Consider the following 24,057-nt stretch of genomic DNA (forward strand, 5'->3'; position numbering starts at 1 on the left):
GGTGCCGAGAGGAAGCGAATCCCCCCAAGCCGATGGAATTCACTCCCTCTTGCCCATTCACGCAAATCCTAACAAGGGCAGGTCTGACCGGTTTCGACCGGTTGGGCGAGGGCGCCGGCCACCGGGCGTCGCCAGGCCGGCCGACCTGGCGACGCCCGGTAACAGCCCTGCACCGCCTATCGCTTGATGCCCCTTCAGACCCGCGACACCACCGGCGCGTCCAGGGCGGCCCGCCATTCCCGCACGGCCGTCGCGTCGACCGGTGCGGCCCACCCTCCGGGCCGGGCGGCGCCGCCGATGTGGAACGCGTCGAGCCCGGCCGCCCGCAGCTCCGCCAGGTGGTCCAGGCGGAGTCCGCCGCCCACCAGGATCCGCGGCGCGTAGCCGGGCTCGTACGCCGCCCTGTGCGCCTGTTCGGCGACGAGCGTCGCCAGCCCCGCGTCCACGCCCTCCGCGGCGCCGGCGGTCAGGTACGTGTCGAGGCCGTCCGCGCCGGCGAGGTCCGCCAGTTCCCTGCGGAGCGCGGCCCGGTCGGCGGCCCGGTCGAGGGCCCGGTGGAACGTCCACCGACAGCCGCCGATCACCTCGACCAGCGCCTGCACGGCCGCCAGGTCCGGCCGGCCCGCCGGCGTCAGGAACCCCAGGACGAACTCGTCGGCGCCCTCCGCCCGCAGTGCCGCGGCCGTGGCGCACAGCGCGTCCACGTCGCCCGCCGCGAAGCCGTCGGCGGCGCGCAGCATCACCCGTAGCGGGATGTCGACGGCCGCCCGGATCGCGGCGAAGGTGGCGCGCGGCGGCGTCAGCCCGTCCGCGGCCATGTCCGCGACGAGTTCCAGGCGGTCGGCACCGCCGGCCTGCGCGGCCACCGCGTCCTCGGGACCGAGCGCGATCACCTCCAGGAGCGCGCGCTGATTCATACGACCCAACCTTCCGATGGCGAACGACGTGGCCAGAGCGTGCGGGGCGGGCGGCCGGGGCGACGCCGCACGCGCTTGCCGCGGCCCGTCGCCCCGCCCCCGCCTCCCTACAGGTCTAGTCCAATACCCAGCCTAAGCGCTCGTCGACCGCGGCGCCGTCATCCGTTCCGCGACGCGGCCGAAATCCACCCGTGGCCCCTGCCGTACCGCCACCCCGAAACCACCCAATGACGCGAGTGTGGATCAGCCCTCACATGGGTAACACGCCTTTCTCATAAGGGCGTTGCGCCAGCACCTTGCTCGCCCCGGCCACGAGCACGGAGAACCGAATGTCCGACCTTGCCACCGTATCCGCAGAAATAGCCCCCTATCTCGCCTTAGCAGCCAACAGTCTGGGCACCTCCGTCCTCACCGCCGCCCAGGACCGACTCGCCGACCGCACCGTGACCGCCGGCGAGGGCTTCTTCCGCCGCCTGCTGCACCGCCGCGACGACTCCCTGGGCGACGGGGCCGCCGACCGCCCGCACCTCGACACCGACCGCGCCGACGCCCTCGACCAACTGCTGGCCACCCTCGACGACCACGACCGCCAACTGCTCGCCGACGCCCTCACCGCCTGGCTCCGCTCCCCCGCCGGCGACCGCGACGCCGCCGGCTTCCGGCACCACGTCGACCGGCTCACCGCGCCCACCGGCCCGCGGATCGTCCACAACAACCCCACCGCGACCGGTCAGGGCTCCATCGCCGCCGGCGAGATCCACGGCAACATCACCATGGGAGGCAGCCCCCAGTCCCGGGACGACGCATGACGCCCCCAAGACCCTCCCCTCCGGACCCGGGGCACCTCCACAACGAGGCCACCGCACACGGCAACCACGCCATCGCCGCCGGCAACATCCGCAACGTCTTCATCCGCTGGGCCCTCCAACACCCCAGCGCCCGCTGGCTGCCCCTGCTCCTGGCCTGCGCCGCCCTGATCATCGCCGGCACGACCTGGCCCGACGGCCCGGCCTCCCAGTACGCCCTGTGGGGCGCCCTGATCACCGTCTCCCTCGCCACCGCGGCCGGCCGCGTCCTCGTCCAGCGCCCCGCCGACGCCCGCATCGTCGCCGCGCTGTCCCTGGTCTCCGTCCTGACCACCGTCGGCGGCTACCTGGCCTTCCGCAACGTCGTCACCCACGGCGAGGTCGACGTGACGGGGAAGGTCACCACCCGCGGCGGGCAGCCACTCGACGCCACCACCCACCGCAGCATCACCCTCAGCCTGGACGCCCCGGCCCTCCGGGAGAGCCGCAACGCCCTCCGCCTCACCCTGGCCGTCGACGACCACGACCCGGCCGGCCCGACATGCGTCCCGGACTCCTACGTCACCGCCTCACTGCTCACCTCCGGCGTTCCCACCCAGGCACAGCGCGTCAACCCGGGCGGCACCGCCGACTTCTCCCTGGGCGCGCAGGCCAGCACCGTGCGGATCGACGTCACGCTGACCACGGGCCGCGGCTGCCGGATGGCCGTCCGACCCACGCGGGCCACGCTGTACGACCAGTGAGCCACCGCACACGAAACGGGGACCCATGACCGCTCGCGCCACCTCACTCGCGGCCCTGCTCGCGCTCGCCGGGCTCACCGCCACCGCCTGCGGCACCGCCGAACCACCGTCCCTGCTCGCCTCCGGGAAGGTCCTGGTGGGCGTGAAGAGCGACCAGCCCGGCACCGGCTACACCCTCGACGGCTACAACCCCTCCGGCTTCGACATCACCCTCGCCCGCCACGTGCTCGCCTCCCTCCACGTGGAACCGGACTTCGGAGCCGTCCCCTCCGAGGACCGGATGACCGTGCTCACCGAGAAGAAGAAAGACCTCATCGTCGCGACCTTCTCCATCACCCCGGACCGCATGGCGAAACTCGACTTCGCGGGCCCCTACGCCAACACCTTCCAAGGCGTCCTGGTCCGCAAGGCCGACCACCGCATCGCCAAGCCCTCCGACGTCATCGGCAAGCGCGTCTGCACCTGGCCCGGCACCACCTCGTACAACTCCTTCAACGGCCCGGAGGGCCAAGGCATCCGCGTCTACCAGTCACAGACCGCCCAGGGCTGCATCGCGGACCTGCGGCGCGGCGACGCCGACGCCGTCTCCACCGACCAGATGATCCTCTACGGCTTCGCCAAGAAGTACCCCGACCTGAAGGTCGTCCCCAACATCACCTACGGCCCCGTCAACCAGTACGGCATCGCCATGGCCAAGGGCCACCGCGCCGACTGCCTGAAGATCCGCGACGCGCTGAAGGAGTACGTCACCAGCAGCGACTGGAGCCAGGACTTCGCCAATTCCCTCCCGGCCATCCCCGCCGCGGACCCCGACTGGGAGGGGAACTACAAGCCCCGCCCCACGAACATCGACGCCCTCTCCTGCCGCGACAAGCCCAGCTTCTGAAGCGGGCACAATGACCGCCATGACCGACCCCCGCCCCGACCTGGCCGCCCGCTGGGCCGCCACCGTGGCCCAGGCCCGCGGCCCCCACACACCCCACCCCGCACCCGCGAAAGCCCCCGACCCCGCCCCGTACGCAGCCAACCTGCTGCGCCGCTGGGCCGAACCGCAGCGCCGCTACCACACCACCGACCACCTCACCGCGGTCCTCGACCGGATCGACGAACTCGCCCCGCACGCCGACGACGTGCCCGCCGTCCAGTTGGCGGCCTGGTTCCACGACGCCGTGTACCGACCGGACCGCTCCGAGAACGAGGAACGCAGCGCCGCCCTCGCCGAGCGCGCCCTGCCCGAACTCGGCATCGCCCCGGCCCGCACCTCCGAGGTCGCCCGGCTCGTCCGCCTGACCGTCACCCACGACCCGGCCCCCGACGACCGCAACGGCGCCGTCCTGTGCGACGCCGACCTGGCCGTCCTGGCCGGCTCCCCCGACGCCTACGCCGCCTACGCCGCCGCGGTCCGCGCCGAGTACGCCTTCGTCCCCGACCCGGACTTCCGAACCGGCCGCGCCGCGGTCCTGCGCCAACTCCTCGCCCTCCCCCACCTGTTCAGGACCCCCCACGGCCACGACCACTGGGAGCGCCCGGCCCGCCACAACCTGTCGACCGAACTGGCCCTCCTGGAGAGCGGCGCCGGCAACGCCGACGGCGCGCACGACGACGACACCACCGACTGACCCCGACCGGGCACCGGCGGCCGCACCACCGACCCACCCGCCGCGCCCGGCCCGAGCCCGCGACGACCGGGCGCCCCGCCCCGGACGGCACCGCCGACGCCGCTCCCGCGTGGCGAACACCACCCTCCGCACGGGAATGCCGCCCCCCGCTCCCCCGTTGTCATCTGTCATGCCAGCACCAGCCGCCTCCCCTGCCCGTGCCCGTCTCCCCCTCGCCGTCTACGTCCTCGGCCTGTCCGTATTCGCCCTGGGCACCAGCGAGTTCATGCTGTCCGGCATCCTCCAGCCGCTCGCCCGCGACCTCGGGGTGTCCATCCCGCAGGCCGGACTGCTGATCTCCGCGTTCGCCATCGGCATGGTGGTCGGCGCTCCCGTACTGGCCGCCGCAACGCTCCGCCTCCCCCGCCGCACCACCCTCATCGCGCTGCTCGCGATCTTCGGCCTCGGCCAGGTCGCGGGCGCCCTGGCCCCCTCCTACGCCGTCCTCTTCGCCTCCCGCGTCATCAGCGCACTGGCCTGCGCCGGCTTCTGGGCGGTGGGCGCGGCCGTGGCCATCTCCCTCGTCCCGGTCAACGCCCGGGCCCGCGCCATGGCCGTCATGGTCGGCGGGCTGAGCATCGCCAACATCGCCGGCGTGCCGGCCGGTGCGCTGCTCGGCCAGCACGCCGGCTGGCGCTCCGCCTTCTGGGCCGTGGCGGGGCTCTCCGTGGTCGGCCTCGTCGGCGTCGTCGCCCTCGTACCGCGCACGAAGGTGCCGACCGGCGACGACCGCCCCCAGCTCCGCCGCGAGCTGACCATCTACAAGGACAAGCAGGTCTGGCTGGCACTGATCGCCACCGCCATGAACGGCGCCGCGGTCTTCGCCCTCTTCTCGTACCTCTCGCCGCTGCTGACCGACACCGCCGGACTCGCCGAGAGCTGGGTCCCGACGGTGCTGGCGCTGTTCGGCGTCGGCGCGCTGATCGGTACGTTCATCGGCGGCCGGATCGCCGACGCCCACCTCTTCGGCACCCTCTTCGGCGGCATCGCCGCCTCCACCGCCGTCCTCACCCTCCTGGCGCTGACCGCACACAGCCCGGTCGCCGCCGTGGCCCTCTCCCTCATGCTCGGCGTCACGGCCTTCACCACCGCCCCGGCCCTCAACGCCCGGATGTTCAACGTGGCGAACGCGGCACCGACCCTCGCCGGCGCCACCACCACCGCCGCCTTCAACATCGGCAACACCCTCGGCCCCTGGCTGGGCGGCCTGGCCATCAGCGCCGGCTGGGGCTACCCGTCCGTCGCCTGGACCGGCGCGGCCCTCGCCGCCGTCGCCGTCCTCACCACCGCCCTCGCCTTCCGCCTCCACCGCGCCTCGGCCCATTCCCGCGTGGTCGCCTCCTCGGCCCCCGCAGCCGACTCCCCGGCCGACACGGCATCCGCCCTCCACACCCCGGAATCCGCGGACCGCCACTGACCGCCACGCCCCGCCCCTACCGGCGCACCCGAACCCGTTCCGGCCCTGCGCCCGGTCCATTCCGCCCCGCCCCGCCTTGGGGGGCGGGGTCGGCTCGCGCCGGCCTCGGCCTCCCCCGGGGCCGCACCCCGTAGCCGGACGCCACGTCAACGGACTCCGGCACCGGCACCGGCACCCACGCCGACACCGGCACTGACACCCACACCGACCACAGGGTCCGCCCTCAAGGCATGGGCCGCTCGCCCCTACGGTGCTTCGGCCGCCGCAGCCCCGCCTCCGTGAGCCGACGCACCAGTTCCTTGGAGCCGATCTCCACCGCCCCGGCCCGCACGGCATCGTCATACCGCTCGGCCGGCCAGTCGTAGTGATCGCGCTCGAAGGCGCGGCTGGGCGCGCCCAACGCGGCCGCGAAGCGGTGCAGTTCCTCGAACGACCGGTCGCTGACCACGTGCGACCACATCCGACCATGCCCGGGCCAATTGGGCGGGTCTATGTAGATCGCCACCTCAGCCCTCCGCCGGCCCGCGCAACCGCCCGACCGGGGCGACGGCGACCGCCGTCTTCGGGCACACCCAGTGCGGATCCGGCCCCAACTCCGGCTCCACGTCGAGCGCGTGCGGATCTCCGGTCTCCGTGCACACCGGGCACAACGGCCAGCGGCCGTACCGCTCCAGCAACGCGTCCTGCACGTCCTGCGCTATCAGCCCCGCGACGAACGCGGCTCCATCAGGCCACTGCTCCACCCACCATCGACGGTGCGTGACCGCGTCCTCGACCAGCGAGACGATTTCGGCGTCCGCTACGTCGTCCGCCATCAGGTCGGCGAGCACCAGTGCCCGCGCGGCGTGCAATGCCTGTTCCAGCTCCATGACCTCATTCTCGCGCGAAGCCGCCGACCGGCCGAAGTTATCCACAGGTAGCCGCGACGCCGTCCACGGCCCGTCCACAGGCTTCACGGAGGGTATTGACGCACCACCGCGCTGAAAATACCTTTCAGACATGAGTAGCGGAGTGAAGGAAACTTTCAGCCGGCCGGCCCCGGCGCCACCGGCGCCCGCGGCCCTGGCCGCCAAGGTCCGCACGCTCGCGCCGACGATGACCCGCTCCATGCAGCGGGTCGCGGAGACCGTGGCGAGCGACCCGGCGGGCTGCGCCGCCCTCACCGTCACCGGCCTGGCCGAACGCACCGGCACCAGCGAAGCCACCGTCGTCCGCACCTCCCGCCTGCTCGGCTATCCGGGCTACCGCGACCTGCGCCTCGCCCTCGCCGCCCTCGCCGCCCAGCAGGCCACCGGCAGCGCCCCGGCCGTCACCGCCGACATAGCGGTCGACGACTCCCTGGTCGACGTCGTCACCAAGCTCGCCCAGGAAGAGCAGCAGTGCCTCGCCGACACCGCCGCCGCACTGGACGTCACCCAGTTGGAAGCAGCCGTCGCCGCCCTCGCCGCCGCCCGCCGCATCGACGTCTACGGCATCGGCGCCTCCAACCTCGTCGCCCAGGACCTGGTGCAGAAACTGCTGCGCATCGGCCTGATCGCCCACGCCCACTCCGACCCGCACCTCGCCGTGACCAACGCCGTACAGATGCGCGGCCGGGACGTCGCCATCGCGATCACCCATTCGGGTCGCACGACGGACGTCATAGAGCCACTGCGGGTCGCCTTCGACCACGGCGCGACGACGATCGCGATCACCGGCCGCCCGGACGGCGAGATCGGCGCCTACGCCGACCACATCCTGACGACCTCCACGGCCCGCGAGAGCGAGCTGCGCCCCGCGGCGATGTCCTCCCGCACCAGTCAACTCCTCGTCGTCGACTGCCTCTTCATAGGCGTCGCCCAGCGCACCTACGAAACCGCCGCCCCCGCCCTGTCCGCCTCCTACGAAGCCCTCGCCCACCGCCACAACCCCCGGCACTGACGGGGCACGGGCCGCGCCCCTAGGCACACCGCACCCCACCCGGGTCCACCGCGCCAGGCCCGAACACCGACGGACACCGCACCCCTGCGTCCACCGCCAAGGGCAGCCACCACCGCACCACGAAGCGGCACAGACGACCTCCACGGCACCCGCACAACCACCCCACCCCACGGCGACGTAACCGCACCCAGCACGACACCACCACCAGCACCTCGCCACCCCTCCACTCACCGAGACACCGGCCCACCGCCCCATCGGCCGACCGACGCGCAGCCGGAACCGGGCACCATGCGCCCCGACCGGCAGCGGCAACCACACGCCCCCCCCCGCACCTCAAGGAGCCCCGCCCCATGCCGCCCACCGACCCCAACTACACGGCACTCCGGAGCCAGTTGGCCTCCCTGACCACCGAGGAACACCGCCCCGACCTCGCCGACATCGACCGCCGCCCCACCCTCGACGTCGCCCGCCTGATGAACGACGAGGACGCCACCGTCCCCACCGCCGTCGCCGAACGCCTCCCCGAGATCGCCGCGGCCATCGACGCCACCGCCGCCCGCATGACCCGAGGCGGCCGCCTGATCTACGCCGGCGCCGGCACGGCCGGCCGACTCGGCGTCCTGGACGCCAGCGAGTGCCCACCGACCTTCAACACCGACCCCTCCGAAGTGCTCGGCCTGATCGCGGGCGGCCCGTCCGCGATGGTCACCGCCGTCGAGGGCGCCGAGGACAGCAAGGAGTTGGCCGCGGCCGACCTGACCGCGCTCGCCGTCGCCGACCGGGACGTCGTCGTCGGCATCTCCGCCTCCGGCCGCACGCCGTACGCCGTCGGCGCGGTCGAGCACGCCCGCGCCATCGGCGCCCTGACCATCGGCCTGTCCTGCAACGCCGATTCCGCCCTCGCCGCGGCCGCCGAGCACGGCATCGAGATCATCGTCGGCCCCGAGCTGATCACCGGCTCCACCCGCCTCAAAGCAGGCACCGCCCAGAAGCTCGTCCTCAACATGATCTCGACGCTCACCATGATCCGCCTGGGCAAGACCTACGGGAACCTGATGGTCGACGTCCGGGCCTCCAACGACAAGCTGCGGGCCCGCTCGCGCCGCATCGTCGCGCTCGCCACCGGCGCCTCCGACCTGGAGATCGAGGCCGCCCTGACCGAGACCGGCGGCGAGGTGAAGCACGCCATCCTCGTCCTGCTCGGCAGCGTGGACGGGCGCGAGGCCGCCCGCCTCCTCGCCGCCTCCAAAGGCCACCTCCGCGCCGCCCTCCAGTCCGCCACCGCCCACGCCAGCACGACCTGACTCGCCGTCAGTCACTCGACAGCAAGGCGCCCCACATGACCGAAGACAAGAACCGCGCCACCGCCGCCGCGCTGCTCCCCCTCGTCGGCGGCGCCGACAACGTCACCTCCGTCGCCCACTGCATGACCCGGCTCCGCCTGGGCGTCCGCGACCGCACCCTCGTCCAGGACGACGCCCTCAAGGCACTCCCCGCCGTCCTGGGCGTGGTGGAGGACGACACATACCAAATCGTCCTGGGCCCGGGCGTCGTCGCCCGGGTCACCCCGGAGTTCGAACGCCTACTGTCCGAGGCCGACGACGCCCCCGAAACCACCCCCCGAAGTGACACTCCGCAGGAACAAATCACTCTCCGTAACCGTTGCCGTAAAAAGGAGGAAAGCGGCCCCCCAGCGGCGGCCCCCGCACCGCCCACCCCCACCCCAACAGCCGCCCACACCCCACCCCACAGCACCACCAGCGCCACCAACTCCACTAGCGCCACCGACCTAGCCGCCCAAGGCTCCGCCCTCAAGGCCCGCCAAAAGGCCCGCAACGCCACCCCGGTGAAACTCTTCCTCCGCCGGATCGCCAACATCTTCGTGCCGCTCATCCCCGCCCTGATCGGCTGCGGCATCATCGCCGGCCTGAACGGCCTGCTCACCAACGCAGGTTGGCTGCCCGCCCTCGTCCCGGCCCTGACCGCCATCGCCTCCGGCTTCATGTCGCTGATCGCGGTCTTCGTCGGCTACAACACCGCGAAGGAGTTCGGCGGCACCCCGGTCCTGGGCGGCGCGGTAGCCGCGGTGATCGTCTTTCCGGGCATCGCCAACGTCACCGCCTTCGGCCAGAAGCTCGCCCCCGGCCAAGGCGGCGTCCTGGGCGCCCTCGGCGCCGCCCTCCTCGCCGCCCAACTGGAGAAGCAACTCCGCAGGCGCGTCCCCGAGTCCCTGGACGTGCTTCTCACCCCCACCCTCACCGTCCTCCTGACCGGCCTGGTCACCGTCTTCGGCCTGATGTACGTCGCAGGTGAGGTCTCCACCGCCATCGGCACGGCCGCCGACTGGCTGCTCGCCCACGGCGGCGCCGTCGCCGGGTTCCTCCTCGGCGCTCTGTTCCTCCCCCTCGTCATGCTGGGCCTGCACCAGGCCCTCATCCCCATCCACACCACCCTGATCGAACAGCAGGGCTACACGACCCTCCTCCCGATCCTCGCCATGGCCGGCGCGGGCCAGGTAGGCGCTGCCATGGCCGTCTACGTCCGTCTCCGCCGCAACCACTCGATCCGCGCGACGATCCGTTCCGCCCTCCCCGCCGGCTTCCTCGGCGTCGGCGAGCCCCTGATCTACGGCGTCTCGCTCCCCCTCGGCCGACCGTTCGTCACCGCCTGCCTCGGGGGCGCGTTCGGCGGTGGCTTCGTCGGCCTCTTCAACCAACTCGGCGACGCCGTCGGCTCCACCGCCATCGGCCCCTCCGGTTGGGCCCTCTTCCCCCTGGTCAAGGGCAACCAGTCGTTCGGCACGACGCTCGCCGTCTACGCCCTCGGCCTACTCATCGGCTACGCGGTCGGCTTCGCCGCCACCTACTTCTTCGGCCTCAGCCGTCAGCAACGAACGGACCTCAACCGACAACACCCCGACCTCGCCGCACCCGACACCGCGGCCACCTCACCCGGAGCCGACGCCAACGCACCCAAGACCGGAACCAACGCGGCCCACCCCCGGGCCCAAACGGACACCGCCGCGGCCCGAGCACACACACCCCCGACGGACACCACACCGGCCGACGCCACACCGGCCTGACGTTGCCTGTCGTCGGCCGACGACAGGCAACGACGACGCGCGCGCCAAGGGACAACTACCAACGAAGCCCAACCCTGCGACCTCCGCAGCCCCATCCCCCATCGGGGACGTCTCCTTCACACCCGAAGGCTGCCCCCCCCGGCACCCCGGCCCCCGGCACCCACACACCGAAGCAGCTCACCCACGCCAAACCCACCCCACCAGGACCACCCCCACCACCCCGCCCCTCCGCACCACTCCCCTCAGACGCAAGCCCCAAAAAACCCCGGCCCCCGCCCACTCCCGCTCCCCCGAATCAGCCGCTCCCCCCAGAACCAGCCGCTCCCCCAGCATCAGCCACGCCCCCGGAGCCAGCCCCGCCCCCGGAACCGCCCGCTCCCCCGGATTCAGCCGCCCCGCCGGAGTCAGCCCCGCGCCCAGCACCCCCAGCGCCACCAGCCCCAGCCCCAGCCCCGTCGCCGGAGTCAACCGCCTGCGCCCGTCCCGCGGGTTCGGTGCGCCAGACGCGGCGGAGGCCCTCCACGTAGCGCTCCCAGGGGCCGTCCCAGTGGCCGGCCCAGCGTCGGCGGCGGCGGGCCGAGCGACCCAATTCCCAGGCCAGGAGGGCGAACCAGACGCCCACCAGCACCAGGTGGACGCGTTGCGGGATGCCGTGCCAGCCGGGGTGGCCGATGAGCGGGCCGACGGTCAGGATCGCGGCGGGCATGGCCACGGCCAGGACGCGCGGGCCCCAGCGGCGGACGAGCGGCATCGGGGGACGTTGCACGGCGGCGGCGCGGCTGAGGGTCGCCATCGAGGCGAAGAGGAAGAAGTGGGCGAAGGCGCTGGTGGCGGTGTGCCAGGGGTGGACCGGCACGCAGCCGCGTTCCACCGAGGGGGCGCAGGCCATGGGCAGGACCACGTCGGCCAGTGAGGAGAGGCCGAGGCCGACCAGGGCGAGCCAGCCGGTGCGGGCCCAGCGGCCGTGGCCGGCGGGCGTGCTGCGGGCCAGGAGGGCGCCGGTGATGACCACGAGTGCGCAGCCGCTCTCCAGTCCGCCGAAGAGGCGGCGCAGCGGCTGGTCGGCGGCGTAGAGCTCGCTGACGTAGGAGTGGCGTGGGTCGAGGCCGGTGCGGAGGCGGAATTCGAGTAGCCACCAGTTGTAGAGCAGGGCGGCGACGGCGAAGAGGAAGGCCGCCGTCGCCTCGCGGCCGGCGTAGCGGGTGGTGGGGGCGACCACGGGCTCGTAGACGGTGCGGGCACCGGTCCGCGTGGGGTTCGGGACGTTCGGCACGGGCGGGTCCTGTTCCGGTGGGGGGCGGGGGCCTGGGGCGTGTCCGATGGGTCGGGGCCGGGGCCGCGGCGCCTGGCGCGGCACCTCGCAGCGTTGCCGAAACGTCCCAATAGCTCCGCTCTCGCGCTATCAGGCCGCTCCGGCGCCTTGCGATGCACCGCACGAGACGCCGCGGCCCATCCGGCCCTGACCCAACGGACGCGCCCTAGTGCGAAGGGTCTCCCCGGCGAGGCCCGCTCCGTTGGCGCGCCGGGTGCAGGCGCGCCGAGTTGTCACCCGACAGGCGGAGCCAATCCCCTGAACGCGTGATCCGGCCAATTGCGGCATCGGGTTTGAAGGGTCGTGCGGTGGCCGGACGGTCGCGGTTCGGCTGGTTGCCGCCGGTTCTTGGCCATCGGGTCGTGCGTTCGCGTGAGCAATGCGTCATTGCCGGTCGGCCGGCGATCATGCTTCCGCATAGCGGTGATCGTGTCTGTCCACATGCGGCCTGGTGCGGAGGGTGACGGACCGGCTGTCATTGCCTCGCCGGGATCACCGACGCTCCGCAACGGGGCGCCCCGGCAGGTGACCCAGGGGGAACGGCAGCGATGGCCGAGTCGTGCAGCACCGTCCGTGAGCGCGCGGGGAGCGGCTCGGCCGTCCCCCGCGAGGACGGCGACGGCCCGCCCGCCGCAGGGCCTGCGGCGGGCGGGCCGGGGTGACGACGGCCACGCGGTCCGCACGCCGCACCACGGCAGCAGCACCGGCGTCGCGCGGGGTCCGGTCGTCCGGGCCGGCGCGGCACGGGCCCGTCCGGGCTTCCCGGGGACGGCCGGCGGCCGCAAGCCACGGCGCCGGCAACGGGGTCGCGTCCTCCGGCGGCCCGACCGTCAGTGGGGTGGACGCCCTCGCCCGCGTCCCCGCCCGTGCCGCCGCCGCGGTCCGGGACGGCAGGCCCGTCGCCACCCCGAACTCCGGTTCCTCCGGCTGAGCTTCCTCTCCTCGCCCTCTCTCCCTCCCGCGATCACCGGCGGGCACGGCCAGCGCACGGCCGTCACGGTCCGCGTCGTCGCACCCGCGAAGTGCCCCGTCCGCACCGGCCGGCTCTCCCCTGTTGGACGAGCTCCGCCGTCGGCGCCGGGACGTCGTCCTCATCGGCTACGACGAGCGCAGCGCCTCCGTCCTGGACAACGCCCGGGTCGCGACGGCCGCCCCATCCACCGGGCGCTCGCCGAGCGTCTGGGCGGTGAGCGGCTCGTCGGCGGCGGCTTCAGCATGGGCGGTCTGGTCACGCGTTATGCCCTGGCCCGGTTGGAGACCGAGCGCATCGGCCATCAGACGGGGGTGTGCTTCTCCTGGGACGGTCCGCGCACCGGCGCCTGGATCCCGCTCTCGCTCCAGGCGTTCGCGCACTACGTCAGGAAGTTGGACGACCGGTTCTCCTGCCAGATCAACAGTCCGGCCGTCTCGGGGACGGAGCTGCGCACCCAGTCCGAGGGCGACGACCGGCTGGTGGCGAAGCTCCGGGTGGTGACCGTGCCGACCCGGGAGGTCCGCACGAGCGGGCTGCCGGACATCGACGGTGCGCCCGGCGGCGCCCTGGAGGGCTTCGGCATCCTCGCCGACGCGCTCAACAAGCTGGCGCCCGTCCTGGGCTTCGCGGTGGAGAACCCGATCCGTGAGCACTGCTTCGTCCCGGTGGTGAGTGCGGTGGCCGTCCGGGAGCCGAGCCGCCACGCCGACCGCTATCTGCCGATCGACGAACTGGCGCCGGAGGAGAGCGCGTTGGACGACTTCGTGCTCGCCTCGCGCGATGAGGAGCACACCCTGATCGCGGAAGAGCTCTCCGGCTGGCTGCTGGACCGCCTGCCGTAGTGGCGGGCGCCGCGGGGCGCCGGTTCGTGGACGAAACGCCGCCGGGGCGGCACCCCCTGGGAGAGGGGGTGCCGCCCCGGCGCACGAAGCGGGACGTCGATCAACCAGAGGTCGATCAGAAGTCCATGTCACCGCCCGGCATGCCGCCCGGAGCGCCCGCGGCAGCGGCCTTCTCCGGCTTGTCGGCGATGACGGCCTCGGTGGTGAGGAACAGCGCGGCGATCGACGCGGCGTTCTGGAGCGCGGAGCGCGTCACCTTGGCCGGGTCGAGGATGCCCTCGGCGATCATGTCGACGTACTCGCCGGTGGCGGCGTTCAGACCGTGGCCGACGGCCAGGTTGCGCACCTTCTCCACGACGACGCCGCCCTCGAGACCACCGTTGACGGCGATCTGCTTGAGCGGGGCCTCCAGGGCGAGCTTCACGGCGTTGGCGCCGGTCGCCTCGTCACCCTCGAGCTCCAGCTTCTCGAAGACCGAGGAGGCCTGCAGCAGGGCCACGCCACCGCCGGCGACGATGCCCTCCTCGACGGCCGCCTTCGCGTTGCGAACGGCGTCCTCGATGCGGTGCTTGCGCTCCTTGAGCTCGACCTCGGTCGCGGCACCGGCCTTGATGACGGCCACGCCGCCGGCCAGCTTCGCGAGGCGCTCCTGGAGCTTCTCGCGGTCGTAGTCCGAGTCGCTGTTCTCGATCTCGGCGCGGATCTGGTTGACCCGGCCCTGGACCTGCTCGCTGTCGCCGGCACCGTCGACGATGGTGGTCTCGTCCTTGGTGATGACGACCTTGCGGGCGCGGCCGAGCAGGTCGAGACCGGCGTTCTCAAGCTTGAGGCCGACCTCCTCGGAGATGACGGTGCCACCGGTGAGGATGGCGATGTCGCCGAGCATGGCCTTGCGGCGGTCACCGAAGCCGGGCGCCTTGACCGCGACGGACTTGAAGGTGCCGCGGATCTTGTTGACGACCAGGGTCGACAGGGCCTCGCCCTCGACGTCCTCGGCGATGATCAGCAGCGGCTTGCCGGACTGCATGACCTTCTCCAGGAGAGGCAGCAGGTCCTTCACGTTGCCGATCTTGGAGTTGACGATGAGGATGTAGGGGTCCTCAAGCGCCGCCTCCATGCGCTCCATGTCGGTCGCGAAGTACGCCGAGATGTAGCCCTTGTCGAAGCGCATGCCCTCGGTGAGTTCCAGCTCCAGACCGAAGGTCTGGGACTCCTCGACGGTGATGACGCCTTCCTTGCCGACCTTGTCCATGGCCTCGGCGATGAGCTCGCCGATCTGCGGGTCGGCGGCGGAGATGGAGGCGGTGGAGGCGATCTGCTCCTTGGTCTCGATCTCCTTGGCCTGGTCGAGCAGCGCACCGGAGACGGCCTCGACGGCCTTCTCGATGCCGCGCTTCAGGGCCATCGGGTTGGCACCGGCGGCGACGTTGCGCAGGCCCTCGCGGACCAGCGCCTGGGCCAGGACGGTCGCGGTCGTCGTGCCGTCACCGGCGACGTCGTCCGTCTTCTTCGCGACCTCCTTGACCAGCTCGGCGCCGATCTTCTCGTACGGGTCCTCCAGCTCGATCTCCTTGGCGATGGACACACCATCGTTGGTGATCGTGGGGGCGCCCCACTTCTTTTCAAGGACGACGTTGCGGCCCTTGGGGCCGAGGGTGACCTTGACGGCGTCGGCGAGCTGGTTCATACCGCGCTCAAGGCCGCGCCGCGCCTCCTCGTCGAACGCGATGATCTTGGCCATGTGAAGTGGTCCCTCCGGACTGATGGGGTACCCCCCGCTTCCAACCGAGTTGAGAGCTGGGGGAGGAAACCTCGGACCGTGCTGGCGCCCGCGACGGACGGCCTGCATGCCGTGTGGTTCCTTGCCCCACCTGGCGTGCCGACCTCACCGACCCGATCCATTTTCAGCACTCTCACGGGGAGAGTGCTAACGCAATGATTAGCACTCGCACCAGTCGAGTGCAAGCGCTTGACGGGGGGACCCCCCGTCCGTGAGACGATCGGCGGCCCGTCGGGACCGCTTCCTACCCGCCCGCGCGCGCCCGCGTACCACTCCCGCGGGACGCCGGTGACCTCCGGGAACAGCAGAAGGCTCGCAACCCCGTGCTGGGGGCTGCGAGCCTTCTTCCAACGATGCAGTCGGCCGCCGCCTCAGGCGGCGACCCGGACCATATCCGCCTGTGGCCCCTTCTGGCCCTGCGAGATCTCGAACTCGACTCGCTGACCCTCCTCAAGGGTGCGGTACCCGTCCATCTGGATCGCGCTGTAGTGGACGAAAACATCCGCACCACCGTCGACCGCGATGAAGCCGTACCCCTTCTCCGCGTTGAACCACTTGACGGTGCCCTGAGCCATGCCTAACTCCCCTATTACTGGCCCTTGCGCAGGACCGCACTCCGCGGACCCGGGTCAGACCTCACCCCCCGAAATGGTCCGCGGGGTGTGCGCCGGAACGCGTCGACCGCCGCTGAATGTATCTGGACCAATGCCCAGCGCAACAGGTCAATCGGACGAGAATTCTGGCGTCGGGGAAACGGCCGTATGCGCTCAAATCCCGTTATCTCAGGCGAAGTCGGGCCGGGAATATGCCACACGGGCGACAAATCGCGCACACAACTTGCGCACAAGTCACTGCGATCTCATATGCGTTCGGCATGCGCTTCGGCATGCACGCGGAGATAACCGGAGGGGGATCACCCCAATGGTATCCCCTTTCACAACACGGAATTGCCCCGTCCGTTTCGTACGGACGGGGCAATTTCCGGTCACTACCGGCAAGGAGTTGGCGCGATTTCGCTCGGCGCTTGTGCGGCGACGGCGGCGGGCGCCGCGGCGTCAGCAGCCGCCGGCGACCGCCGGGATGATCGAGACGCCGGCGCCGTCCGGCGTCTGGGTCTCCAGGCCCTGCTCGAAGCGGACGTCGTCGTCGTTGACGTAGACGTTCACGAAGCGGCGCAGCTTGCCCGCGTCGTCGAGCACCCGGGCCGCGATGCCCTGGTGGTTCTTCTCCAGGTCGGCGATCACCTCGGAGAGGGTCGCGCCCTCGGCGGTCACCTCGGCCTCGCCTCCGGTGTACGTGCGCAGGATGGTGGGGATGCGGACCTTGACGCTCATGGTTCTGCCTTCCAGGGAAGTACGGGGGGTGCGGGAGGGGCGGGCGGAGGGCCGGCTCAGCCGGCCAGGCCGGCCTCGCGGAACGCGTCCAGGTCCGGCCGGATGGTGGCGGTGGGCCCGGCGGCGACGGCGTCGAGGGTCTTCAGGCCGTCACCGGTGTTCAGCACGACGGTGGTCAGCGACGGGTCCAGGAGGCCGTTCTCGATCAGCTTCCTGGTCACGCCGACGGTCACGCCGCCCGCGGTCTCCGCGAAGATCCCTTCGGTCCGGGCCAGCAGCTTGATCGCGTCCACGATCTGCGGGTCGGTGACGTCCTCGACGGCCCCGCCGGTGCGGCGCGCGATGTCGAGCACGTACGGGCCGTCGGCGGGGTTGCCGATCGCCAGCGACTTGGCGATGGTGTTCGGCTTCTGCGGCTTGACGACCTCGTGGCCGGCCTTGAAGGCCGCGGAGACCGGCGAGCAGCCCTCGGCCTGGGCGCCGAAGATCTTGTACGGCTTGTCCTCGACCAGACCGAGGGCGATCAGCTCCTTCAGCCCCTTGTCGATCTTGGTGAGCTGGGAGCCGGACGCGATCGGGATGACCAGCTGGTCCGGGAGCTGCCAGCCGAGCTGCTCGCAGATCTCGTAGGCCAGCGTCTTGGAGCCCTCGCCGTAGTAGGGGCGCAGGTTGACGTTGACGAAGCCCCAGCCCTCGCCCAGCGGGTCGCCGATGAGCTCGGAGCAGAAGCGGTTCACGTCGTCGTAGTTGCCCTCGATGGCCACCAGGTCGCCGCCGTAGACCGCGGCCATCACGACCTTGCCGGGCTCCAGGTCGTGCGGGATGAAGACGCAGGACTTGAAGCCGGCGCGGCGCGCCGCGGCGCCGACCGCACCGGCCAGGTTGCCGGTGGACGAGCAGGACAGGGTGGTGAAGCCGAAGGCGCGGGCGGCCTCGACGGCGATCGCGACGACCCGGTCCTTGAAGGAGTGGGTGGGGTTGCCGGAGTCGTCCTTGACGTACAGGGCGCCGGTGACGCCGAGCTCGGCGGCGAGTCGGTCGGCCTTGACGAGCTTGGTGAAGCCGGGGTTGAGGTTGGGCTTGTCGGCCACGTCGGCGGGGACGGGCAGCAGCGGGGCGTAGCGCCAGATGTTGGCGGGGCCGGCCTCGATCCGCTTCTTCAGCTCTTCGGGGTCGCTGGCGGGCAGCTCGTAGGCGACTTCCAGCGGGCCGAAACACTCCTGGCACGCGAAGATCGGGCCGAGCGGGAAGCGCTGTCCGCACTCGCGACAGGAGAGCGCGACGGCGGGACCGAGGGCGACGGAGGGAGCGGATTCGGTGACTTGCACAGCCATGGAGGCGAGGCCCTTTCTCCTCATCTTCCTCACGACGCATCTCGCCGTGAGACGGATTTGGCACCTTCCCTAGCCGGGAGCCTCGCGCGCGCACCGTGTGGTCGTGCGGCGGAGACCGGCTGGAGGGTTGCCGGGGCTTCAACGGGCCGTATCCCTCTGCCCCTCTGGATGAGCGGTATGGCGCTGGGATGGAACCCAGGCGTTTGTGGCGCGGCGACCCCGACATGCGACGGTCATCCGCGTTGTTCAAGACTGTAACCGAAGGCACTGACCGTTGAGATAGTCGTCCGGTCCGCGAGATGGATCACATAACGGGTTCCCGTTCGGGGCCACCGAGGAGAGTCGTAGACGTGCTGGAAGAAGTGGAGCGCTGGCTGGCGGCTCGCTCCTGGTCCGCCGCGGACCGCCCGCTGGAGCGTTTGGTGGAGGCCAAGCGGCAGACGGGTCGGACGGTCAGCGTGGTGCTGCCCGCGCTCGACGAGGAGGCGACGGTCGGCGCGATCGTGGCGGCGATCCGTGCCGACCTGATGACCGGGGAGGTGCCGCTGGTCGACGAGCTGGTGGTGCTGGACTCGGGCTCCACCGACCGCACCGCCGAGGTTGCCGCGGCGGCCGGTGCGCGGGTCGTGCACCGTGATGCCGTGCTGCCGCGGATCCCGGCGCTGCCCGGCAAGGGCGAGGTGCTGTGGCGTTCGCTGTTGGTGACCGGTGGCGACATCGTCTGTTTCGTCGACGCCGACCTGCGGGAGTTCTCGTCCACCTTCGTCTCGGGGATCGTCGGGCCGCTGCTGACCGATCCGGAGGTCGAATTCGTCAAGGCGATGTACGACCGGCCGCTGGAGACCGGTGCGGGCCGCGCCGCGGCGGGGGCCGGCGGCGAGCAGGGCGGTCGGGTCACCGAGCTGGTCGCCCGGCCGCTGCTGAACCTCCACTGGCCGCAGCTGGCCGGGTTCGTGCAGCCGCTGGGCGGGGAGTACGCGGCCCGTCGCTCGCTGCTGGAGCGGCTGCCGTTCCCGGTCGGTTACGGGGTGGAGCTGGGGCTGCTGGTGGACGCGCTGCACACGGTGGGGCTGGATGCGCTGGCCCAGGTGGACGTGGGGGTGCGCAAGCACCGGCATCAGGACGGTCAGGCGCTCGGCCGGATGGCCGCCGCCATCTACCGCACCGCCCAACTCCGTTTGGCGCGGGGGCATTTGGTGCGGCCCCGGCTGACCCAGTTCGAGCGCGGGGAGGACGGCTTCGTGCCGCGGACGACGGCGGTGGACACCGAGGAGCGGCCGCCGATGGCCGGAATACCGGAGTACGCGGAACGGCGGGCGGCCTGAGGGGCGATCGCACGTTTGCGCGGATCGGTGACGGGTTAATGTCGCGACATGGTCTCCGAGACGGTCACCGAGCGCAGTGCGGTCCAGTCAGGTGCCGAGGTCCTCGTCGCGTCGAACCGCGGGCCCGTGTCGTACGCCCTGCAAGAGGGCGGTGAGCTGAGCGCCAAGCGGGGCGGCGGGGGGCTGGTGTCGGGGCTCTCGGCCATCGGGCCCGAGGCGGGTGCGGTGTGGGTGTGCGCGGCGCTCGGGGACGGCGACCGGGAGGCGGTGCGGCGGTCCGGGGGGCTGCTGGACACCGCGGACACCGGCGGGCAGCGCGTGCGGATGTTGGACATCCCGGCGGAGGTGCACGCCGCGGCCTACAACGGCGTCGCCAACTCCGTGCTGTGGTTCGTCCACCACATGCTCTACCAGACGCCGGTGGAGCCGGTCTTCGACGCGGGCTTCCGGGAGCAGTGGGCGGCGTACGAGGCGTACAACGCGGCGTTCGCCGGGGCGCTGGCGGAGGCGGCGGGCCCGGGTGCGGCGGTGCTGGTGCAGGACTACCACCTGGCGCTGGTGCCGGGGATGCTGCGCGAGGTGCGGCCGGACGTGCGGATCGCGCACTTCTCGCACACGCCGTGGGCGCCGCCGGAGTACTTCGCGCTGCTGCCCGACGACGTGCAGCGGCAGCTGCTGCTGGGCATCCTCGGCGCCGATCGGGCGAACTTCCTGACCGAGCGGTGGGCGCGGGCGTTCGCGGCGTGCTGCGAGCGGGCGCTGGGGCCGGACTGCACGGCGCACTGGCCGCGGCACGAGCCGCCGAGCGTCGTCGCGGGCCCGACGGCGCACCGGACCCGGATCGGGGTGCACGGGCTGGGGGCGGACGCGGAGTTCCTGCGGGAGCGGTCGCGGCGGCCCGACGTCGAGGAGCGGATGGCGGGGCTGCGCGAGCAGATCGGCGGCGCCGGGCGGAAGACCGTCGTGCGGGTGGACCGCACGGAGCTGTCCAAGAACATCGTGCGCGGGCTGTTGGCCTTCCGGCGGCTGCTGGCCGACCGGCCCCAGTGGCGCGAGCGGGTGGTGCACCTGGCGTTCGCCTATCCGTCGCGGCAGGACCTGGCCGTGTACCGCGACTACACCGCGCGGGTCGGTGCGCTCGCCGAGGAGATCAACGCGGAGTACGGCACGGCCACCTGGCAGCCGGTGGTGCTGCACGTCAAGGACGATTTCGCGCGGTCGTTGGCGGCGTACCGACTGGCCGACGTGGCGCTGGTCAATCCGATCCGGGACGGGATGAACCTGGTCGCCAAGGAGGTGCCGGTGGTCTCCGACGCCGGGTGCGCGCTGGTGCTGTCCCGGGAGGCCGGGGCGTGGGTGGAGCTGGGGGCGGACGCGCTGACGGTCAACCCCTACGACGTGGGGCAGACCGCCGAGGCGCTGCACGCCGCGCTGACCATGCCGGCCGAGGAGCGGGCCGCGCGCACCGCCCGGCTGGCGGCGGCGGCGACGGCGCTGCCGCCCGCGCGGTGGTTCCTGGAGCAGTTGCGGGCCCTGGAGGAGTGACCGGCCCGGTGCGGGTGCCCCGCCGGTAGATCGTTAGCGGGCGGGGCTAGCGTGGTGGGCCGTGACAGTGACTACGCATGCGCCGACGGCGGTGGCGTCCGGTCTGCCGGAGCTGACCGCCGGGCGGCTGCTCGACAGCTGGCGGCTCGACCCGTTCGCGCTGGTGCTGATTCTGGTCCTGGGCGGGCTGTACGCCTGGGGCGTGGTGCGGTTGGCGCGGCGCGGGCAGCGGTGGCCGGTGGCCCGGTCGGTGGCGTTCGTGGGCCTGGGGCTGGGCGCGGTCGCGGTGGCGACCATGTCGGGGCTGGCGGTCTACGACCACGAGCTGTTCTGGCCGGCCGCGGTGCAGAACATCGTGTTGGACCTGATCGCGCCGCTGGGGCTGGCGCTGGGCGACCCGTTGTCGTTGGTGCTGAAGGTGCTGCCGCCCGAGCGGCGGACGGCTCGCTGGTTGCGGGCGCGGCTTTCCGGCCGGCTCCTGCGGTTCCTGACGTTCCCGCTGGTCAGCACGGTGCTGGTGCTCTCCTCCGAGTTGGCGATCTACTTCACGCCGTACTTTCCGACGGCGCTGCGGCACGGTCCGCTGCACGAGCTGATGTACCTGCAACTGCTGGTCGTGGGAAGCCTCTTCGTGTTGCCGATGCTCACCCGCGAGGAGTTGCTGCCGTCCTGGTGCAGCCATCCGGTGCGGGCCCTGCTGGTCCTGCTGGACGGGTTGGTGGACGCGGTGCCCGGCATCGTGGTGATGACCAGCGGGACGCTGATCGCGGGGGGTTGGTACGCGTCCCAGCACCGGCCGTGGGACCCGAGCCTGCAGCAGGACCAGATGATCGGCGGTGGGTTGATGCTGACGATCGCCGAGCTGGTCGGGCTGCCCTTCATGATCGCGGTGTTCGCGGAGTGGGTGCGCGACGAGCGGCGCAGGACGCGGGCCCTGGACGCCCGGCTGGACCGGGAGTTGGCGGTCGCCGCAGCGGCACCGGCAGCCACCGCAGCCACCGCGGTCCCCGCAGCGTCGGCAGCACCGGCGGCCGAGGCGGCACCGGCCGTCGCGCAGCCGGAGGTGACCCGGCCCTGGTGGGAGACCGATCAGGGGGAGGTCGGCGAGCGGTTCAGGCGGGGACGCTAGGGCGTGCCGCGCGGTGGTGCGGCCGCGCCTCGCGTGCTCCCGGTGCGCCCCCGCGCTCCGGTGCGGGGGCTGCGGCGGTCCCGGGCGGGGTAGTCCTCTGCCATGCCCCTCAACGCTCGGTCACGTTCCGCACGGTGGGCCGCGGTCGCGGCCGCCACCGTCCTGGCGACCACGGTCGCCGGCTGCTCCTCGGGGAAGGGCGGTGCCGACCCGAAGGGCGGTGCGTCGCGCTCCGGGACGGCGTCCCCTTCCGCGTCCGCCCCGTCCGGGGCGATACCCGTCGGGCCCGGGCCCCAGTCGGCGTACACGGTGCAGCGCCAGCCCTCCCCCGGTTCCTGCCACTTCCGCTACACCGCGGACAAACAGCCGCTGCCCGACCCGAAGTGCACCCCGGGCGCGACCAACCCCAAGGTCACCCCGCAGACGCTGGGGACCACGATCTGCCGGAGCGGCTACACCAAGGGCATCCGGCCGCCGGTGAGCATCACCGGCCGCGAGAAGACCGCCAACGCCGCGTCGTACGGCTACACCGGCCCGCTGCACGACGCCGAGTACGACCACCTCATCAGCCTCCAGTTGGGCGGCGACCCCAACGACCCGCGCAACATCTGGGTCGAGCCGCCGTCCCCGGGGCACCGGCCGGGTGCCGGTCCCAACAACCCCAAGGACGGCGTGGAGAACAAGCTCAAGGCCGCCATCTGCGCCGGCAAGACGGATCTGGCGAAGGCGCAGCAGGCCATCGCGCACGACTGGACGACGGCGCTGTCCACGTTGGGCCTCAAGGAGTAGCCCGGCCGTCACCGGCCGGGCCCGGCTATCCCTCCTGCGGCTCCTGCGTCCCGTCCGTCGCCTCCGGCTCGGCTGTGCCGGGCGGGGGCGGCGGGTGTTCGATCCGGTCGGCGAGGGCGTTGAGCAGGGCGACCATGCCCTGCGGCCCGTCGACGACCAGGTCGGCGCGGTCGGCGAGTTCGGTGACCTCGCTGCTGCCGCTGCACACCAGGACGCCGCCGGTGCCCTCGGAGCGCAGTTTCTCGACGGCGGCGAAGGCGGCCAGGTCGCCGAGGTCGTCGCCGGCGTAGAGGACGGCGGCGGCCCCGGTCTCCTCGACCCACTCGGCGAGCGCGACGCCCTTGTCCATGCCGGGCGGGCGCAGTTCCAGCACCAGTCGGCCCGGTTCGACGATCAGGCCGTGGCGCTCGGCGAGCGCGGTGAGCGGTTCCCGCAGCTGCTCGAAGGCGCCCTGCGGGTCGGCGGCGCGGCGGGTGTGCACGGCGATGGCGCGGCCGCCCTTGCGCTCGATGGCGGTCTCCACCCAGGTGCCGTGCCAGACCCCGGAGCGGTCCAGTACGCCGGGGAGTTCGGCCTGTATGGCGGCGATGCCCGGGTGCGGGGCGGGGGCGTGCAGGGCGCCGGTGGCGGCGTCCCAGCGTTCGGCGCCGTAGTGGCCGAGGACGACGAGGTGGGGCAGGCCCGGGGCCGCGTCGAGGCCGCCGAGGCGGACCGCGACGCCGGCCGGGCGACCGGTGATCACCGCGAGCGCGCGCAGGTGCGGGGCGAGTCGGGCCAGGGCCGCGCGGGCGCCCGGGTGGGCCCGGGCCTTGGTGGGGTCGGGGACGATGTCGGCGAGCGTGCCGTCGAAGTCGAGGGCGACGACGGCGCGTTCGGGGTGGGCCAGCAGGGCGGCGAGGCCCTCCTGGCCGGCAGCGGTGTCCGGATGCGGGACGGCGGGCGAGGCCGGCACGGGGTCCGGCGCCGGTTCGGGAGGTGGTGCGGCGTTCGGGGTGCCCATGTCGCCGACCCTACCGGCGGGACACGGGCGCACGCCGGGTGTACGGGCGCATCCGACAGGGGCGGCGGTGCGCAGCGCCGTCATCTGGGGCGGTGGTCGGGTGACGGGCGGGCGGCCGGCGCGCAGCGCCGTCATCGGGGGGCGGAGGTCG

The 24,057-nt window shown here is 72.6% G+C and carries 22 protein-coding genes and 1 riboswitch; of the genes, 13 read left to right on the forward strand and 9 right to left on the reverse strand.

Going from position 1 to position 24,057, the window contains the following annotated elements:
* Positions 1 to 194: 194 nt before the first annotated feature.
* Positions 195 to 917, reverse strand: a complete 723-nt coding sequence (locus ACLJT4_RS20160) for a copper homeostasis protein CutC (RefSeq protein WP_411123688.1) — start codon at positions 915 to 917, stop codon at positions 195 to 197.
* Positions 918 to 1,246: 329 nt separating this feature from the next.
* Between ACLJT4_RS20160 and ACLJT4_RS20165 the strand changes: the two genes are divergently transcribed.
* The 5 genes from ACLJT4_RS20165 (at position 1,247) to ACLJT4_RS20185 (ending at position 5,541) form a co-directional block, all read left to right on the forward strand.
* Positions 1,247 to 1,726 (forward strand): hypothetical protein, encoded by a 480-nt coding sequence (locus tag ACLJT4_RS20165; RefSeq protein ID WP_411123690.1) that lies wholly within the window; start codon positions 1,247 to 1,249, stop codon positions 1,724 to 1,726.
* A complete protein-coding gene (locus tag ACLJT4_RS20170) occupies positions 1,723 to 2,466 on the forward strand; it encodes a hypothetical protein (protein WP_044377646.1) in 744 nt (247 codons plus the stop codon). The genes ACLJT4_RS20165 and ACLJT4_RS20170 overlap by 4 nt, the downstream gene beginning before the upstream one ends.
* A 25-nt stretch (positions 2,467 to 2,491) precedes the next feature.
* Entirely contained in the window at positions 2,492 to 3,352 is an 861-nt protein-coding gene (locus ACLJT4_RS20175; protein WP_411123692.1) for a transporter substrate-binding domain-containing protein, read from the forward strand.
* Positions 3,353 to 3,371: 19 nt separating this feature from the next.
* On the forward strand, positions 3,372 to 4,085 hold the full coding sequence (locus tag ACLJT4_RS20180) for a hypothetical protein (protein WP_411123694.1): 714 nt from the start codon (positions 3,372 to 3,374) through the stop codon (positions 4,083 to 4,085).
* A 169-nt stretch (positions 4,086 to 4,254) separates the two neighbouring features.
* Entirely contained in the window at positions 4,255 to 5,541 is a 1,287-nt protein-coding gene (locus ACLJT4_RS20185; protein WP_411123696.1) for a Cmx/CmrA family chloramphenicol efflux MFS transporter, read from the forward strand.
* Between the two features lie 223 nt (positions 5,542 to 5,764).
* On the opposite strand, the gene ACLJT4_RS20190 is transcribed toward ACLJT4_RS20185, so the two are convergent.
* On the reverse strand, positions 5,765 to 6,046 hold the full coding sequence (locus ACLJT4_RS20190) for a DUF4031 domain-containing protein (RefSeq protein WP_411123698.1): 282 nt from the start codon (positions 6,044 to 6,046) through the stop codon (positions 5,765 to 5,767).
* 1 nt (position 6,047) lies between these two features.
* The gene (locus ACLJT4_RS20195) at positions 6,048 to 6,410 is read right to left on the reverse strand and encodes a hypothetical protein (RefSeq protein WP_037637098.1); all 363 of its coding nucleotides are present in this window, start codon (positions 6,408 to 6,410) and stop codon (positions 6,048 to 6,050) included.
* Positions 6,411 to 6,540: 130 nt separating this feature from the next.
* Between ACLJT4_RS20195 and ACLJT4_RS20200 the strand changes: the two genes are divergently transcribed.
* From ACLJT4_RS20200 to ACLJT4_RS20210, 3 genes are all read left to right on the forward strand, one after another.
* A complete protein-coding gene (locus ACLJT4_RS20200; protein WP_411123701.1) occupies positions 6,541 to 7,461 on the forward strand; it encodes a MurR/RpiR family transcriptional regulator in 921 nt (306 codons plus the stop codon).
* 350 nt (positions 7,462 to 7,811) lie between these two features.
* Positions 7,812 to 8,765 carry an N-acetylmuramic acid 6-phosphate etherase gene (gene murQ, locus ACLJT4_RS20205; RefSeq protein WP_411123703.1) on the forward strand — a complete coding sequence of 318 codons (954 nt, stop codon included), beginning with the start codon at positions 7,812 to 7,814 and terminating at the stop codon, positions 8,763 to 8,765.
* A 35-nt stretch (positions 8,766 to 8,800) separates the two neighbouring features.
* Positions 8,801 to 10,543: a PTS transporter subunit EIIC gene (locus ACLJT4_RS20210; protein ID WP_411123705.1), complete on the forward strand. Its 1,743-nt coding sequence runs from the start codon at positions 8,801 to 8,803 to the stop codon at positions 10,541 to 10,543.
* Between the two features lie 295 nt (positions 10,544 to 10,838).
* On the opposite strand, the gene ACLJT4_RS20215 is transcribed toward ACLJT4_RS20210, so the two are convergent.
* Complete coding sequence (locus tag ACLJT4_RS20215; protein ID WP_411123707.1) at positions 10,839 to 11,816, reverse strand: DUF998 domain-containing protein; 978 nt, start codon at positions 11,814 to 11,816, stop codon at positions 10,839 to 10,841.
* A gap of 1,254 nt (positions 11,817 to 13,070) precedes the next feature.
* Here ACLJT4_RS20215 and ACLJT4_RS20220 point away from each other — a divergent pair.
* Positions 13,071 to 13,670, forward strand: a complete 600-nt coding sequence (locus ACLJT4_RS20220; RefSeq protein ID WP_411123709.1) for a hypothetical protein — start codon at positions 13,071 to 13,073, stop codon at positions 13,668 to 13,670.
* A gap of 115 nt (positions 13,671 to 13,785) precedes the next feature.
* Here ACLJT4_RS20220 and groL read toward each other — a convergent pair whose 3' ends face one another.
* The 4 genes from groL to thrC form a co-directional block, all read right to left on the reverse strand.
* Positions 13,786 to 15,411, reverse strand: coding sequence for a chaperonin GroEL (gene groL / locus ACLJT4_RS20225; RefSeq protein ID WP_020929769.1), 1,626 nt, complete (start codon positions 15,409 to 15,411; stop codon positions 13,786 to 13,788).
* A 410-nt stretch (positions 15,412 to 15,821) separates the two neighbouring features.
* Positions 15,822 to 16,025 carry a cold-shock protein gene (locus tag ACLJT4_RS20230; protein ID WP_003949956.1) on the reverse strand — a complete coding sequence of 68 codons (204 nt, stop codon included), beginning with the start codon at positions 16,023 to 16,025 and terminating at the stop codon, positions 15,822 to 15,824.
* A gap of 480 nt (positions 16,026 to 16,505) precedes the next feature.
* Positions 16,506 to 16,784 (reverse strand): MoaD/ThiS family protein, encoded by a 279-nt coding sequence (locus ACLJT4_RS20235; RefSeq protein ID WP_411123711.1) that lies wholly within the window; start codon positions 16,782 to 16,784, stop codon positions 16,506 to 16,508.
* 56 nt (positions 16,785 to 16,840) lie between these two features.
* On the reverse strand, positions 16,841 to 18,118 hold the full coding sequence (thrC, locus tag ACLJT4_RS20240; protein ID WP_016572185.1) for a threonine synthase: 1,278 nt from the start codon (positions 18,116 to 18,118) through the stop codon (positions 16,841 to 16,843).
* Between the two features lie 17 nt (positions 18,119 to 18,135).
* Positions 18,136 to 18,293: riboswitch (SAM riboswitch) on the reverse strand.
* A gap of 175 nt (positions 18,294 to 18,468) precedes the next feature.
* Here thrC and ACLJT4_RS20245 point away from each other — a divergent pair.
* From ACLJT4_RS20245 to ACLJT4_RS20260, 4 genes are all read left to right on the forward strand, one after another.
* A complete protein-coding gene (locus ACLJT4_RS20245) occupies positions 18,469 to 19,443 on the forward strand; it encodes a glucosyl-3-phosphoglycerate synthase (RefSeq protein ID WP_411123713.1) in 975 nt (324 codons plus the stop codon).
* Between the two features lie 48 nt (positions 19,444 to 19,491).
* Positions 19,492 to 20,988, forward strand: a complete 1,497-nt coding sequence (locus ACLJT4_RS20250) for a trehalose-6-phosphate synthase (protein WP_411123715.1) — start codon at positions 19,492 to 19,494, stop codon at positions 20,986 to 20,988.
* A gap of 61 nt (positions 20,989 to 21,049) precedes the next feature.
* A complete protein-coding gene (locus ACLJT4_RS20255) occupies positions 21,050 to 22,117 on the forward strand; it encodes a cytochrome c oxidase assembly protein (RefSeq protein WP_411123717.1) in 1,068 nt (355 codons plus the stop codon).
* A gap of 102 nt (positions 22,118 to 22,219) precedes the next feature.
* On the forward strand, positions 22,220 to 22,906 hold the full coding sequence (locus ACLJT4_RS20260; RefSeq protein ID WP_411123719.1) for a hypothetical protein: 687 nt from the start codon (positions 22,220 to 22,222) through the stop codon (positions 22,904 to 22,906).
* Between the two features lie 25 nt (positions 22,907 to 22,931).
* Here the strand turns inward: ACLJT4_RS20260 and otsB are convergent, their stop codons facing one another.
* Complete coding sequence (otsB, locus tag ACLJT4_RS20265) at positions 22,932 to 23,906, reverse strand: trehalose-phosphatase (RefSeq protein WP_411123721.1); 975 nt, start codon at positions 23,904 to 23,906, stop codon at positions 22,932 to 22,934.
* Between the last annotated feature and the right edge of the window lie 151 nt (positions 23,907 to 24,057).

Origin of the sequence: Streptomyces sp. x-19 (assembly GCF_046549115.1) — a bacterium.
Lineage (GTDB): Bacteria > Actinomycetota > Actinomycetes > Streptomycetales > Streptomycetaceae > Streptomyces > Streptomyces albulus_C.

Coding starts and splice junctions, on each gene's coding strand:
- ACLJT4_RS20250 (WP_411123715.1), top strand. CDS start 19,492: ATGGTCTCCGAGACGGTCACCGAGCGCAGTGCGGTCCAGTCAGGTGCC.
- ACLJT4_RS20180 (WP_411123694.1), top strand. CDS start 3,372: ATGACCGACCCCCGCCCCGACCTGGCCGCCCGCTGGGCCGCCACCGTG.
- ACLJT4_RS20185 (WP_411123696.1), top strand. CDS start 4,255: ATGCCAGCACCAGCCGCCTCCCCTGCCCGTGCCCGTCTCCCCCTCGCC.
- ACLJT4_RS20230 (WP_003949956.1), bottom strand. CDS start 16,025: ATGGCTCAGGGCACCGTCAAGTGGTTCAACGCGGAGAAGGGGTACGGC.
- ACLJT4_RS20235 (WP_411123711.1), bottom strand. CDS start 16,784: ATGAGCGTCAAGGTCCGCATCCCCACCATCCTGCGCACGTACACCGGA.
- ACLJT4_RS20210 (WP_411123705.1), top strand. CDS start 8,801: ATGACCGAAGACAAGAACCGCGCCACCGCCGCCGCGCTGCTCCCCCTC.
- murQ (WP_411123703.1), top strand. CDS start 7,812: ATGCCGCCCACCGACCCCAACTACACGGCACTCCGGAGCCAGTTGGCC.
- ACLJT4_RS20195 (WP_037637098.1), bottom strand. CDS start 6,410: ATGGAGCTGGAACAGGCATTGCACGCCGCGCGGGCACTGGTGCTCGCC.
- ACLJT4_RS20175 (WP_411123692.1), top strand. CDS start 2,492: ATGACCGCTCGCGCCACCTCACTCGCGGCCCTGCTCGCGCTCGCCGGG.
- ACLJT4_RS20165 (WP_411123690.1), top strand. CDS start 1,247: ATGTCCGACCTTGCCACCGTATCCGCAGAAATAGCCCCCTATCTCGCC.
- ACLJT4_RS20220 (WP_411123709.1), top strand. CDS start 13,071: ATGGGCGGTCTGGTCACGCGTTATGCCCTGGCCCGGTTGGAGACCGAG.
- ACLJT4_RS20170 (WP_044377646.1), top strand. CDS start 1,723: ATGACGCCCCCAAGACCCTCCCCTCCGGACCCGGGGCACCTCCACAAC.
- thrC (WP_016572185.1), bottom strand. CDS start 18,118: ATGGCTGTGCAAGTCACCGAATCCGCTCCCTCCGTCGCCCTCGGTCCC.
- ACLJT4_RS20200 (WP_411123701.1), top strand. CDS start 6,541: ATGAGTAGCGGAGTGAAGGAAACTTTCAGCCGGCCGGCCCCGGCGCCA.
- otsB (WP_411123721.1), bottom strand. CDS start 23,906: ATGGGCACCCCGAACGCCGCACCACCTCCCGAACCGGCGCCGGACCCC.
- ACLJT4_RS20160 (WP_411123688.1), bottom strand. CDS start 917: ATGAATCAGCGCGCGCTCCTGGAGGTGATCGCGCTCGGTCCCGAGGAC.
- groL (WP_020929769.1), bottom strand. CDS start 15,411: ATGGCCAAGATCATCGCGTTCGACGAGGAGGCGCGGCGCGGCCTTGAG.
- ACLJT4_RS20260 (WP_411123719.1), top strand. CDS start 22,220: ATGCCCCTCAACGCTCGGTCACGTTCCGCACGGTGGGCCGCGGTCGCG.